The following is a 12,940-nucleotide window of genomic DNA, read 5'->3' on the forward strand; positions in this document are numbered from 1 at the left end:
CACCCTCGAATGCCCATAAAATGTCCGGCATCCTTTGTCATCACCTCAGATACCCATTCCTATGACTGATTTACCGGATAACGACTGCACTCAACGTTTCATCTTTGATGACATCGACGCCCGTGGCGAGCTGGTGGCGTTGGAGCGTAGCTATGCCGAAGTCCTTGCCAAGCACCCCTATCCGGAGCCGGTGGCGCAACTGCTCGGTGAGTTGATGGCGGCGGCGTCGCTGTTGATCGGCACGTTGAAATTCGATGGCTTGCTGATTCTCCAGGCCCGCTCCGAAGGCCCGGTGCCGATGCTGATGATCGAATGCTCCAGCGAGCGCGAAATTCGAGGCCTGGCCCGCTATCACGCCGATCAGATCGCCCCTGGCGCGACCCTGACCGACCTGATGCCCGACGGTGTGCTGGCCCTGACGGTCGACCCGACCCATGGCAAGCGCTACCAGGGCATTGTCGATCTCGACGGCGCGTCCCTGGCTGAATGCTTCACCAATTACTTCGTCATGTCCCAGCAGACCAATACCAGGTTCTGGCTCTATGCCGACGGGCGGCGCGCCCGTGGCCTGCTGCTGCAACAATTGCCCGTCGACCGCATCCGCGACTCGGAAGAGCGCGAGGCCAGCTGGCAGCACGTCACGGCTCTGGCCAGCACCTTGAGCGCCGACGAATTGCTGAGCCTGGACAACGAAACGGTCTTGCATCGTCTCTATCATGAAGAAGCCGTGCGCCTGTTCGACGAGTTGCCGCTGCGCTTCCAATGCAGTTGCTCTCGTGAACGATCCGGCAATGCGCTGGTCAGTCTGGGTCTGGAAGATGCGCAACAACTGGTCATCGAGCATGGCGGCGCCATTGAAATCGATTGTCAGTTCTGCAACGAGCGCTACCTGTTCGATGGGGCAGACGTTGCACAATTGTTCGCCGGAGCGGGTGTCGATGCACCGTCAGATACTCGTCACTGAATCGGTTCAGTGCAGGTAAATCTCCTGACAAACGCCGGATTTACGCCGTACTGACGGGAGGGCCCTACTCTTTTTGGGCTTTTCTGGCATAATCCGGCCCACTTTTTTCGGGTAGTAGTGCGCGACTTCCTACTACAAAACGTTTGGAGCACTCGGCCAAGGGCCGATGGGGAACCACATGACGCAAGCCAATAACGCCGTGTACACCGATCTGAGTGTTGATGATCTGGTCAAAGAAGCCCTGAATCGCGGTGAAGGCGAGCTTGCCGATACTGGCGCGCTGGTTGTTCGTACCGGTCATCGTACCGGTCGCTCGCCAGCCGACCGTTTCATCGTAGAAGAACCGAGCACCCAGAACGCCATCGCCTGGGGCCCGATCAACCGCAAGTTCCCGGCCGACAAGTTCGATGCCCTGTGGAACCGTGTTGAAGCCTACCTGGGCGAGCGTGAGCGTTTCGTGTCCCACGTGCATGTAGGTTCCGATCCTGCGCACTACCTCCCGGTCAAGATGACCACCGAGACTGCCTGGCACAACCTGTTCGGTCGTTGCCTGTTCATCAACCCCGAGCAGTACAACGCCGGCGGCAAGGATGAATGGCAGATCCTCAACGCGCCGAACTTCGTTTGCGAGCCTGCGCGTGACGGCACCAACTCCGACGGTACCGTGATCATCAACTTCGCGGCCAAGAAAGTTCTCATCGCTGGCATGCGCTACGCCGGTGAAATGAAGAAGGCCCTGTTCTCCGTACAGAACTTCTTGCTGCCGGCTGTTGACGTACTGCCTATGCACTGCGCCGCGAACATGGGCGAAGAGGGTGATGTGACCCTGTTCTTCGGTCTGTCGGGCACCGGCAAGACCACCCTGTCCGCCGACGAAAGCCGCTACCTGATCGGCGACGACGAGCACGGCTGGGGCGTGGGTGTGGTCTTCAACATCGAAGGCGGTTGCTATGCCAAGTGCATCGACCTGTCCGAGAAGAACGAGCCGGTGATCTGGAAAGCCATTCAGCACGGCGCCGTACTGGAAAACGTCGTCCTGGACCCGGTCACGAAGAAAGCCGACTACGCCGACGACAGCCTGACCCAGAACAGCCGCGCCGCCTACCCGCGCGAACTGATTGAAAAGCGCGCACCGAAAAACCTCGGTGGCGAGCCTAACGCCGTGATCTTCCTGACCTGCGACCTGACCGGCGTACTGCCACCGGTGTCGATCCTCAGCGAAGAACAAGCTGCTTACCACTTCCTGTCGGGTTACACCGCATTGGTAGGCTCGACCGAAATGGGTTCGGGCAGCGGCATCAAGTCGACCTTCTCCACCTGCTTCGGCGCTCCGTTCTTCCCGCGCCCGGCCGGTGAGTACGCGGAATTGCTGATCAAGCGTATCCGTGGCTTCGGCTCCAAGGTCTACCTGGTCAACACCGGCTGGACCGGCGGTGGCTACGGTGTCGGCAAGCGCTTCAACATCCCGACCACCCGTGCGGTGATCGCTGCGATCCAGAGCGGTGCGCTGATTGGTGCTGAAACCGAACACCTGGACATCATCAATCTGGACGTGCCGTTGGCCGTTCCAGGCGTCGAGACCGGCCTGTTGAATCCACGCAACACCTGGGCCGACAAGGCTGCCTATGATGAAGCCGCCAAGGCTTTGGCTGGCCTGTTCACCGAAAACTTCAAGAAGTTCGAAGTGAGCGACGCGATCAAGGCTGCTGGTCCGCAGTTGTAAGGTTTGGTCCGCGAATAGAAAGCCGCCCTTCGGGGCGGTTTTTTTTGGGCGGTTATTCGTGTCCATCCCTCGCGCACGTCCGCTTTGGCTGAGGGCTGGAATTTTTCCGCCTGATTGAGAAGGAACAGCCAGAATATTGCTACTTGGCCGTCTAACGACCCTACAAGCTCTGATGACTAGCGCAATCGCTGCCGTACAACCTCCAGCAGTTCGCTGCCGTCCTGAACCAATAGATAAAGCGCATGGACAATGCTGGGAATGTCCTTTACATCGGCATGCTCGAAACAAAGGCAATGCAGGGTTTCGAGCAGGTTGCTGGAGGCTTGGATTCGTTGGGCGGCGGCGTCGCAGAGGTGCTGGAGATCGGCCTCGGTGTCGATGACCAGCACAGGTGTGCTGTTGAGCCGCTGGTATTGCTCGACAGGCGGGTTGGGTATTTGCATTTGAGCCTCTTCGGTACGGCTTTTGAATCGCGCCGTGGACTATAGAGAGCTCTATTCGAGGACCGCAATATGGCCGGGAGGGACAGGTTGCGTAGGACGTTTACCAGCGTCTGACGCTCGGATGAGCGTCTTATTCCTGATGCTTGCTGGCTTCCCGGTTTTCCGCGTCATTCTCCGTGAGGTCCTACACATGCGCTGTAGGCACTGCTCAAGAGGCGGTAGGCTGCTTCTGATAAGGCCGTCATTGATCACAGCCTTATCAGGTATTCACTGAGCGAAACGTGTCGCTGTGCTGGGTCAGCCCATCAATGAAGAAGTCGCAGGCGTTAGGGGTGGGGTTTTACAGGCGGCAAGCAATGGCGGTATTTCGGGGACTCTCATGCATCCGCCCAGCAGCAGGGTTGCGGTGATGAGGAGGAGGGTCAGTTTGTGCGACATGGTTTTTTCCCTTTGAAGTTTATCAATCAACCATTGATTCAGGTACGCGTAGAGAAGCCGCTTCAAGGTCCATCAACCCTCGACCATAGGCCTCGCTGTTGGCGTAGATACCCGTGCGATTGCTCGTCGCCAGCAGGTGCTCGCGTACCTGCTGCGGATTGAGTTGTGGATAACGGCTTTGCAGCGCAGCCAATGCGCCCGTGACTAACGCTGCAGCCGGGGATGTACCGGCGGTGTGTACGTAACGTCCATCCTTGGCGACGGTGAGCAGGCCTGCCTGAGCACCTGCGTCCCCACCGGGAACGGCGATGCACCAGGCTGCCGCGACCCCGCAATAATTGGATTTGCCATTGATGGCGCTGCCGTCGCTCTTCAGTGCGACGACCGCGATCCAACCCTTTTCCAACTCAGGTAATGCCGCTGGCAAGCCTGGTTCGGCCAAGGGTTCGCGCTTGAGTTCATTACCGGTCGGAAAGACAAACACGGCGCCTTCCGATACCAGCTTTCGAGCAACGCCCAATGAGTCAGGCATTACCTGTTTGTAACGTGATTCGGTGATTTCGGTGGCGGGGATGGCGTTGGCCCACGAGTTGTTGAACAGGCGGGCGCCCTTGTCGAAGCCACTTTGCCAGGATCGGGCAATTTCGCTGTCGAAGAAAAACGGCTCGTTGTCGTCGCCAAAGCGGAAGGGGATCAGCCGGGCGTTGAAGGCGATCCCGTGCATACCCTGATTGTCCTTGTTGGCGGCGAGGATGCCCGCCATCTGGGTACCGTGGCCAACGCGATCAACCGTACCAGGACGGTCTTCGACATAGTCGTATCCGGGGTCATTCAACCTGCCCTCGAACTCTTGCAAATGGGCGTTGAGTCCCGAGTCGATCAGCGCCACGGTCACGTCCTGGCCGGTGCCGCCACGTGCATACAGAGCCGAAGCCTTTACGACGGACAGGCCTTGTTGCGCAAGATACTCGGGGGTTTCGAACACGGCCGGTTCCACACCGGATTGTTCAGGAATGGTCAGACAGCCGACCAGCAATGACGCTGACATGATCGCCAGGACGCGTAGCGCGGAAAACGGGTGTGGCATGGTTCGGTCCTTGAACGGAGCGCTTGAGCAGCGGGCCTCCTGGCCCGATGTCGCGGGTGAATTGACGGTGCACCTTAACCTGCGAGCGGTGCCGGAACGAGGCATCAAAGTGCCCGGATTTGTATCACCTCATGGCAAAGGAAAGGGCAGCCGTGGCTGTATCAAGGGCAACATCCGCAAGAGACACCTGTGATCTGCATCCATCCGCTGAATGCCGCTTATCACACGAATAAATTTCAAAAACGGCCAGTGGCTGACTAAGGTGAAGGCTGTCTATCGCCGACGAGAGAACAGACATGAGCCAGACGATTGAGCACGCCGCCGTGATCGGTGCAGGCACCATGGGACGGGGCATCGTGATGTGCCTGGCCAATGCCGGAGTGATGGTGCGGTGGGTCGACAACAACCCGCAGATGCTGGAACAGGCGCTGGCGGCCGTGGCCGAGACCTATGCCCATGGCGTGCGCCAGGGCCGTATCGACCAGGGTGAAGCCGATGCGCGGATTGCCAGGGTGACCAGGGCAGGCGACTACGCGGCGATCCGGGACGTGGACCTGGTGATCGAGGCGGTGTACGAGAACCTTGAACTCAAGCAGCAGATCTTCAGGGAGCTGGATGGCCTGCTCAAACCCGAGGCCATTCTGGCGAGCAACACGTCGGCCCTGGACATCGATGCCATTGCCGCCGCCACGCGCCGGCCAAGCCAGGTCCTGGGCCTGCATTTCTTCAGTCCGGCGCACATCATGAAACTGCTGGAAATCGTTCGCGGCGCGCAGACCTCCAGGGCGGTGCTGGACGCAGCCCTGACACTGGGCAGGCGCATGGGCAAGGTCAGTGTGGTGTCGGGCAATTGCCATGGATTCATCGGCAACCGGATGCTTCACCCCTATGTGCTGGAGGCCCGCAAGATGTTGCTGGAGGGCGCGTTTCCCCATCAGATCGATGCGGCGTTGCAGGGTTTCGGCTTCGCCATGGGGCCATTCCGTATGTACGACGTGGTCGGGATCGACCTGGAGTGGCGTGCACGGGAACTGGCGGGCAAAGGCCAGGATGCCCCCGAAGTGCAGGTGGACAACCGCTTGTGCGAGCTCGGGCGGTTCGGCCAGAAAAGCGGCAACGGGTATTATCATTACGAACCCGGCAGCCGACAGGCCGAGCATGACGTAGAGGTCGATGCGTTGGTGCTGAAAGTCAGTGAGGAACTGGGTTTTCAGCGTCGGGAGATCGACAGCGGGGAAATTCTCGAGCGTTGCCTGCTGGCATTGGTCAACGAGGGTGCGAAGATCCTGCAGGAAGGCATTGCCGGGTCGGCCCACGACATCGACCTGGTGTACCTCAACGGCTATGGTTTTCCGGCGGACAAAGGTGGTCCGATGGCCTGGGCCGACCAGCAAGGACTTGAAGATATCCACGCGCGACTGCTGGCGCTCGAAACGAAGCAGGGAGACCAGTGGCGACCTGCGCGTCTGATCGGGGAGCTGGCGGCCCAAGGCAAGGGATTCGCGCAGCTGTAGCCGCGTCCTGCGAAGTTCACTGGCCCCCCACCCTCAAGGACAATCGATGCCCCTACGTACCGAATACCCATACCTGCAAGCCATCACCACGCGTTGGCATGACAACGACCTGTACGGTCACGTCAACAATGTCACCTACTACAGCTTCTTCGATACGGCGGTGAACACCTACCTGATCGAGGTCGGCGGCCTGGATATCCAGGGTGGGGAGGTCGTGGCGTTTGTGGTGAGTTCGGCCTGTGACTACTTTGCGTCCATCGCATTCCCCGAGCGCATTGAAGTGGGCCTGCGGGTCGGAAAGTTAGGCAGCAGTTCGGTGCAATATGAACTGGCTGTGTTCAAGGCGGGCGAGGAAGAGGCCTGCGCAGCGGGACGCTTTGTCCACGTGTTCGTGGATCGGGCGTCGAATCGGCCGGTGGCGATTCCGGATCGGTTGCGTGCGGCCCTGGAGCGGTTGGCGGTTTGAAACGAAAAATCGCAGCCTCCGGCGAGCGGTAGGCTGCGATTTTCAACGGCTGGTATCAGTCAGCTATCAGTCGCGGTAGTAGCGGTGATGCTTGCGATGCCCGTAGGCATGGCCGCGACCCGGATGGCCGTCACGGTAGTAGCGGCGGTCTCCACGGCGACCTTCATAGCGACGATCATCATCATCGTCCTTGCCCATGTAGTTCCCCAGTGCGCCGCCGGCGCCACCGCCTGCTGCTGCACCGATCAGGCTGCCGGTGCTGCCACCCACGCTACGTCCGACCACGTTACCGCCGGCTGCACCCAGCGCGCCGCCGATCGCTGCTTCGCCACGGCTGTGCTTGTCTGCGCCGACGGCACTACCGCCCGCGCCGCCCAGGGCCGCACCGATGGTCGAACCGGTATTGCCGCCCAGGGACTGGCCGACGACCGAACCCAAAACCCCGCCCAATGCGCCGCCGACGCCTGCTTCGGCGGTGCCGCCGGCAGACGCGACGCCACTGATCAGGCCAAGGGACAACAAGAGAATGGAGGAGAACTTCATAGAGGAGCCTCAAAGGGATGACGGCGCGATCCTGAGGCTGGCTTCGCTTGGTGACAATCGAAATCCGACGAGTAACACGACTTGTGCACAATTCTCTAAGTTATTGTTTTTCCGTCGGAACTTAATGTATTTGCACCGGTCTGTAACTACTTCAGACAGGCCGTTTTCTATGGAAAACGGCCTTTTTTGTGGGCGGATGAAAAGAAGGGGTCAGGCCGACTTGGCCAGGATCAATCCATTCTCGCTTGCCGCTTCCAGGCGGATCGCCACGAACTTCGAGGTTGGCGTGTCGCTGTCGTCGCCAGTGCTTTCCAGCGGTACCAATGGATTCACCTCAGGGTAGTAGGCGGCCGCTTGCCCGGCAGGGATGTCGAATGCCAGCAAGGTAAAACCCTTGACCCGCCGCTCACGACCGTCATCCCAGAGCGAGACGATATCGGCCTTCTGTCCTGGCTTGAAGCCCAGGCGAATGATGTCGGCTTCATTGACGAACAGCACGTCACGCTGGCCTTTCACGCCACGATAACGGTCATTGAGGCCGTAGATGGTGGTGTTGTACTGGTCGTGGGAGCGCATGGACTGCAGGATCAGGTCCGGCACCTGACCGGTTGCACGGGTGCGCTCATGCACCAGATCCGCCGGCAATCGGTTGGGCTTGAAGTTGGCGCGGCCCGACGGGGTATTCCAGCGACGTGCGCTGGCGCTGTTGCCCAGGTAGAAGCCGCCGGGGTTGTGCAGCTTCTCGTTGAAATCCCGGAAGCCTGGAATGGTGTCGGCGATCAGGTCGCGGATGCGGCTGTAGTCGGCCACCAGCCAGCTCCAGTCCACCGGGTGGCCACCACCCAGGGTGGCGGCGGCCATGCCGGCAATGATCCAGGGCTCGGAACGCATCTGGTTCGACAGGGGTTCCAATTGCCCGTTGGAGGCGTGGACCATGCTGAAAGAGTCTTCCACGGTAACCGCTTGCGAGCCGGCGGCTTGCCGGTCGATGTCGGTGCGACCCAGGCACGGCAGGATCAAGGCTTCCTTCCCGTGGGCCAGGTGGCTGCGGTTGAGCTTGGTGCTGATCTGTACGGTCAGGTCGCAGTTGCTCAAGGCCTGGAAAGTCCGGTGACTGTCCGGGGTGGCCTGGGCGAAGTTGCCGCCCAGACCGATGAACACTTTCGCCCGGCCGTCGGCCATGGCGTGGATTGCCTCGACCACGTTGTGACCATCCTCCCGTGGCACCTTGAACTGGAAGCGTCGCTCCAAGGCGTCGAGGAACGCTGCCGGTGGGCGCTCATTGATACCCATGGTCCGGTCGCCCTGCACGTTGCTGTGGCCCCGAACCGGGCACAGGCCAGCGCCCGGCCGGCCGATGTTGCCGCGCAGCATCATCAGGTTGGCAATTTCCTGGATGGTTGCCACCGAGTGGCGATGTTGGGTGATGCCCATCGCCCAGCACATGATCACGTTCTTGCTGTTGGCGTACATGCGCGCCGCCTGCTCGATCTCCACCAGGGCCAGGCCCGACTGTTCGACGATCTGCTCCCACGAGGTATCGTCGACCACCGCCAGATAGTCCAGTACGTTGATGCTGTGCTCGTTGAGGAATGCGTGGTCGAACACGGCGGGAGCGCCGGTGTTTTGCGCTTCGCGTTCCCATTGCAGCAGGAATTTCGCCATGCCGCGCAAGATGGCCATGTCGCCGCCCAGGGCTGGTCGGAAAAACGCGGTGTTGGTGGGCTTGTTGCCGTTGGTGAGCATCTCGAACGGGTTCTGCGGATGCTGGAAACGCTCCAGGCCACGCTCCTTGAGTGGGTTGATGCACACCACCTGGGCACCGCGCTTCACTGCTTCGCGCAGCGGTTCGAGCATCCTGGGGTGGTTGGTCCCCGGGTTCTGACCCCAGACGAAAATCGCATCGGAGTGCTCGAAGTCGTCGAAGGTCACCGTGCCTTTGCCCACGCCGACGCTCTGGGACAGCGCCACACCGCTGGCTTCGTGGCACATGTTCGAGCAGTCAGGGAAGTTGTTGGTGCCGAAAGCGCGCACGAACAATTGGTACAGGTACGCCGCTTCATTGCTGGCCCGGCCGGAGGTGTAGAACTCGGCCTGGTTCGGGCTGGACAGCCCCTGCAAGTGCTTGGCGATGAGGGCAAACGCCGCTTCCCAGCTGATGGGCTTGTAGCGATCGGTTTCGGCGTCGTAGCTCATCGGCTCCGTCAGGCGGCCCTGGTATTCGAGCCAGTAGTCGCTCTGCTCCAGCAGTGAAGTAACGCTGTGCCGGGCGAAAAATGCCTCATCGACACGGCGTTTGGTGGCTTCCCAGTTCACGGCCTTGGCGCCGTTCTCGCAGAACTTGACCATGCCGCTTTCCGGCGAGTCGCCCCAGGCACAGCCCGGGCAGTCGAAGCCGCCGTTCTGGTTGGTCTTGAGCATCATGCGGATGTTTTTCAGCGCGTTATCGCTGGTCAGCCAGGCCTGGGTAACGCTGATCAGCGCGCCCCAACCACCGGCCGGGCCTTTGTAGGGCTTATAGCGCGGTACGGGTTTCTGGTCGGCTTGTTGATGCTTGCTCACGCGTGTTTCTCCATCGCAGGGCTGTAGACCCGCGGCGCACTTTTTTGCGGCAGGTGGATGAGATTGAGGTTGTGTTTACGGGCCCACTGCACGGCAAGCCCGGTGGGCGACGACAGGCTTACCAGCGTCTGGATGCCGGCCCGCAACACCTTCTGGATCAGTTCGAGGCTGCAGCGACTGGTGACGATCGCCACGCCATCGACCACCGGAATCTGTTGCCGGACCAAGGCGCCGATCAGTTTGTCGAGAGCGTTGTGGCGGCCGATGTCTTCGCGGCCCAGTAGCAATTCGCCTTGGCCATTCATGAACAGCGCGGCATGGACGGCGCCGCAGTGCTGGCCCAGGGGCTGGAATTGGCCAATGCGCTGGCGCAGGCCATCGAGCCATTGCGCGGGTGGCAGCGGTGCGCCGGGCAATACTTTCAGGTCCGGCAACGCTTGCTCCACGGCTTCCACGCCGCAGAGGCCGCAACCACTGGTACCGGCCAGTTGCCGACGTTGTTGCTTGAGGTTCCAGAAGGCGCGGTTGGCGATGGTGACCTGGGCATATTGTGCCGAGCCGGTGCCGCTCAGTTGCAGGTCATAGATGTCCGACGGGTTCTCGATGATGCCGCTGCCCAGGCTGAAACCGATGATGAAATCCTCAAGATCGGTTGGGGTGACCAGCATGACGGCCTGACTGATGCCGTTATAGGCGATCGCCAGCGCCACTTCCTCGGCCAGCGCTGTGCTGTCCGTTTGGGAGTGATCCAGACTGCAGTAGTGATAGCTCTGGCTGGCGCTGGGCGCGGGCGTTTGCGCGGCGGGCACCGGACAGGCCGGAGGCTTGGCTTTCATGGCATCACCGACGATTCGAATAGTGATAAGACTAAATGCGGCAATCTGCCACGTCTAATCGCTATTACCGATCTATCGATAGATGACGTCGATCAAGATGTAACTGTTGATTTCTGATAGAGCGCGAAGCAGGCTTCCGCCAGCGCCGAGCGCGGGGCGCCGCGGCGCATGATGAGCCCCAGCGGAACCAGGGTTTGCGCATCGACGATGGGTTGCATGCGCAGGTCTTCGGTCAGCACGTCCAGGCCGCTGTTCAGCGGCATCACCGCGCAACACAGCCCTCCGTGTACGGCTTGCAGGAGCTGGTGCACCGCGTCGGTTTGCAACACCGGACGGGGTGCGAGGCCGCGGATGTGGAAGTTGTGATCGATGGACTGGCGAAAATGCATGCCGCTGGTGAGCATGCCCAAGGGCAACTCGATCAGTGCTTGCCAGGTGAGTGGTTGTTCACCGAAAAAGAAATAGCGCTGGTCGTAGAGCAGGCCCATGCGGGTAGGACTGAACGACAGGGATTCGAAGCGTTCATTGTCCAGGCGTTCGAGATAGGAAACGCCCAGGTCGATGCGGTTGTTTGCCAGTTGTTCGAGGATCTGTTCGGAGCTCAGGGACGATAGTTCGAAATGCAGATCCGGGTGCTCGGCGTGCAGGCGTTGCATCATCGACAATGGGTCGAAGTCGGACAGCGGTACCACGCCCAGGCGCAAGGTGCCGACCAGATTGCCACGGCAGGCTGCCGCTTCGGCCTGCAAGCCGTCATAAGCCGCCAGAACCGTGCGCGCCCAGGCCAGCACCCGTTCCCCTGGCGCGGTGAAGCCCTCGAAGCGTTGGCCGCGATTGACCAGCGGCAGGTCAAGTTCCTCTTCGAGGCTGCGCAGGCGCATCGACAAGGTGGGTTGGGTGATGTGACAGCGTGCGGCGGCTTGGCCGAAGTGGCGGGTTTCGTCCAGCGCGATGAGAAATTTCAGCTGCTTGATGTCCATCTTCGCTCCAGGGCGCGGGGAGATTCGAATTCTAGCGCTTGCGCGTGGCATGGTCATTGGTCGGCCGGAAACGAGGTTCGTCTCGTTCGGGTCTAGGCTGTTACGTCTGGACATTCAAACCCAGGGAGAGAATACGATGAGCCTTTTCAGTTTTTTCAAAGATGCCGGTGAAAAAATTCTCGATGCGTTGACGCCCGACAAGGCCCAGGCCAATGGTGAGGCGCTGACCCGGCACGTGCAGGACGCGCTGACAGGCATTGATACTTCGAAGATCCAGGTGAAGGTCGAGGGCGAAAAAGTCGTAGCCACGGGTGAAGCCGCGAGTCAGGAAGAGAAGGAAAAGATCCTGTTGGCGTTGGGTAATGTGGCCGGTATCAGCGGTGTCGATGACCAGATCACGGTAACCGGTCCGGTCGCGAAGGAGGCCAGATTCGTGATGGTCGAAAAAGGCGACACCTTGAGTGCGATTGCCAAGCGTGTCTATGGCGATGCGAACAAGTACATGAAAATCTTCGAGGCCAACAAACCGATGCTCAAGAACCCGGACAGGATCTATCCGGGGCAGTCGTTGCGCATTCCTGAGTAGATCCAGGACCGTATAGCCCCCTATCGCGAGCAGGCTCGCTCTCACCACGGGGATCGCTGGAAACCGAGGATCCATTGTGGGAGCGAGCCTGCTCGCGATGGCGGCAGCGGATTCAAAGCCCGGCAGTGAGATCCCGATAGTCCCTCAGCGCCTCGAACTCCCCCGTATCCTTCGGTCCCTTGCGGCTGTCCGGTTCGCTGACAGCCAGCAGGTGTGCCACACCGAAATCCCGGGCACTGCGCAATACCGGCAAGGTGTCGTCGATGAACAGGCTGCGAGCCGGATCGAAGTCCAGGTCGGCTTTCAGTGCGTCCCAGAATTGCGGGTTTTCCTTGGGGAAGCCGTAGTCGTGGGAGCTGATCAAGCGCTCGAAATAAGGGGCAAGCTCGATGCGTTCCAGCTTCAGTGACAACGAGTCGCGGTGGGCATTGGTGATCATTACCACGCGCTTGCCAGCTCGCTGGATCGCCGCCAGGAAGGTATCGGCATCCGGGCGCAAGGCGATCAGGTGCGCGGTTTCCAGTTTCAGTTCGCGCACCGGTAGCTTCAGCTCTGTGCTCCAGAAATCCAGGCAGTACCATTGCAACTGGCCGGCGTTGCGTTCGAACAGCGGTTGCAGTTCCATCTCGGCCATGGCCCGGCTCACGCCATGCAGTTCGGCGTAGCGCTGGGGCAGGTGTTCCATCCAGAAATGGTTGTCGTAATGCAGGTCCAGCAAGGTGCCGTCCATGTCCAGCAGCACCGTGTCGATCTCGTGCCAGGGCAGCAAGGCCATAAAACTTCTCCAGCGGTAATCGG

General features: G+C 60.4%; 12 protein-coding genes. 5 read left to right on the plus strand and 7 right to left on the minus strand.

All coding sequences use genetic code 11. The features are described 5' to 3' along the window. The first annotated feature begins 61 nt into the window (after nt 1-61). The gene (gene hslO / locus FGE05_RS15560) at nt 62-964 is read left to right on the plus strand and encodes an Hsp33 family molecular chaperone HslO (protein ID WP_139646281.1); all 903 of its coding nucleotides are present in this window, start codon (nt 62-64) and stop codon (nt 962-964) included. Nucleotides 965-1,142: 178 nt separating this feature from the next. Continuing rightward, nucleotides 1,143-2,687, plus strand: a complete 1,545-nt coding sequence (locus FGE05_RS15565; RefSeq protein ID WP_139646283.1) for a phosphoenolpyruvate carboxykinase — start codon at nt 1,143-1,145, stop codon at nt 2,685-2,687. Between the two features lie 176 nt (nt 2,688-2,863). On the opposite strand, the gene FGE05_RS15570 is transcribed toward FGE05_RS15565, so the two are convergent. Together FGE05_RS15570 and FGE05_RS15575 are read right to left on the minus strand one after the other, a co-directional pair. Further along, complete coding sequence (locus tag FGE05_RS15570; protein ID WP_041024665.1) at nt 2,864-3,130, minus strand: hypothetical protein; 267 nt, start codon at nt 3,128-3,130, stop codon at nt 2,864-2,866. Between the two features lie 460 nt (nt 3,131-3,590). Further along, nucleotides 3,591-4,655, minus strand: a complete 1,065-nt coding sequence (locus FGE05_RS15575) for a S8 family peptidase (protein WP_139646285.1) — start codon at nt 4,653-4,655, stop codon at nt 3,591-3,593. A gap of 296 nt (nt 4,656-4,951) precedes the next feature. Here FGE05_RS15575 and FGE05_RS15580 point away from each other — a divergent pair, with 296 nt between their 5' ends. Both FGE05_RS15580 and FGE05_RS15585 read left to right on the plus strand, forming a co-directional pair. Further along, nucleotides 4,952-6,169, plus strand: a complete 1,218-nt coding sequence (locus tag FGE05_RS15580; RefSeq protein WP_139646287.1) for a 3-hydroxyacyl-CoA dehydrogenase — start codon at nt 4,952-4,954, stop codon at nt 6,167-6,169. Nucleotides 6,170-6,215: 46 nt separating this feature from the next. Next, complete coding sequence (locus FGE05_RS15585; protein WP_139646289.1) at nt 6,216-6,635, plus strand: thioesterase family protein; 420 nt, start codon at nt 6,216-6,218, stop codon at nt 6,633-6,635. A gap of 66 nt (nt 6,636-6,701) precedes the next feature. Here FGE05_RS15585 and FGE05_RS15590 read toward each other — a convergent pair whose 3' ends face one another. The 4 genes from FGE05_RS15590 to FGE05_RS15605 form a co-directional block, all read right to left on the minus strand. Further along, entirely contained in the window at nt 6,702-7,178 is a 477-nt protein-coding gene (locus FGE05_RS15590; RefSeq protein ID WP_041024668.1) for a glycine zipper domain-containing protein, read from the minus strand. A 210-nt stretch (nt 7,179-7,388) separates the two neighbouring features. Beyond that, nucleotides 7,389-9,740: an FdhF/YdeP family oxidoreductase gene (locus tag FGE05_RS15595; RefSeq protein ID WP_139646291.1), complete on the minus strand. Its 2,352-nt coding sequence runs from the start codon at nt 9,738-9,740 to the stop codon at nt 7,389-7,391. Beyond that, nucleotides 9,737-10,576 carry a formate dehydrogenase accessory sulfurtransferase FdhD gene (fdhD, locus tag FGE05_RS15600; RefSeq protein ID WP_139646293.1) on the minus strand — a complete coding sequence of 280 codons (840 nt, stop codon included), beginning with the start codon at nt 10,574-10,576 and terminating at the stop codon, nt 9,737-9,739. Before fdhD ends, FGE05_RS15595 begins: the two co-directional genes overlap by 4 nt. A gap of 92 nt (nt 10,577-10,668) precedes the next feature. Beyond that, nucleotides 10,669-11,556 carry a LysR family transcriptional regulator gene (locus FGE05_RS15605; RefSeq protein ID WP_139646295.1) on the minus strand — a complete coding sequence of 296 codons (888 nt, stop codon included), beginning with the start codon at nt 11,554-11,556 and terminating at the stop codon, nt 10,669-10,671. A gap of 136 nt (nt 11,557-11,692) precedes the next feature. On the opposite strand from FGE05_RS15605, the gene lysM reads away from it, so the two are divergent. Then, nucleotides 11,693-12,142: a peptidoglycan-binding protein LysM gene (gene lysM / locus FGE05_RS15610; RefSeq protein WP_139646297.1), complete on the plus strand. Its 450-nt coding sequence runs from the start codon at nt 11,693-11,695 to the stop codon at nt 12,140-12,142. A 112-nt stretch (nt 12,143-12,254) separates the two neighbouring features. Here the strand turns inward: lysM and yrfG are convergent, their stop codons facing one another. Further along, nucleotides 12,255-12,917, minus strand: a complete 663-nt coding sequence (gene yrfG, locus FGE05_RS15615; protein WP_139646299.1) for a GMP/IMP nucleotidase — start codon at nt 12,915-12,917, stop codon at nt 12,255-12,257. Between the last annotated feature and the right edge of the window lie 23 nt (nt 12,918-12,940).

Origin of the sequence: Pseudomonas sp. ICMP22404, assembly GCF_006227205.1 — a bacterium.
Taxonomy (GTDB): Bacteria; Pseudomonadota; Gammaproteobacteria; order Pseudomonadales; family Pseudomonadaceae; genus Aquipseudomonas.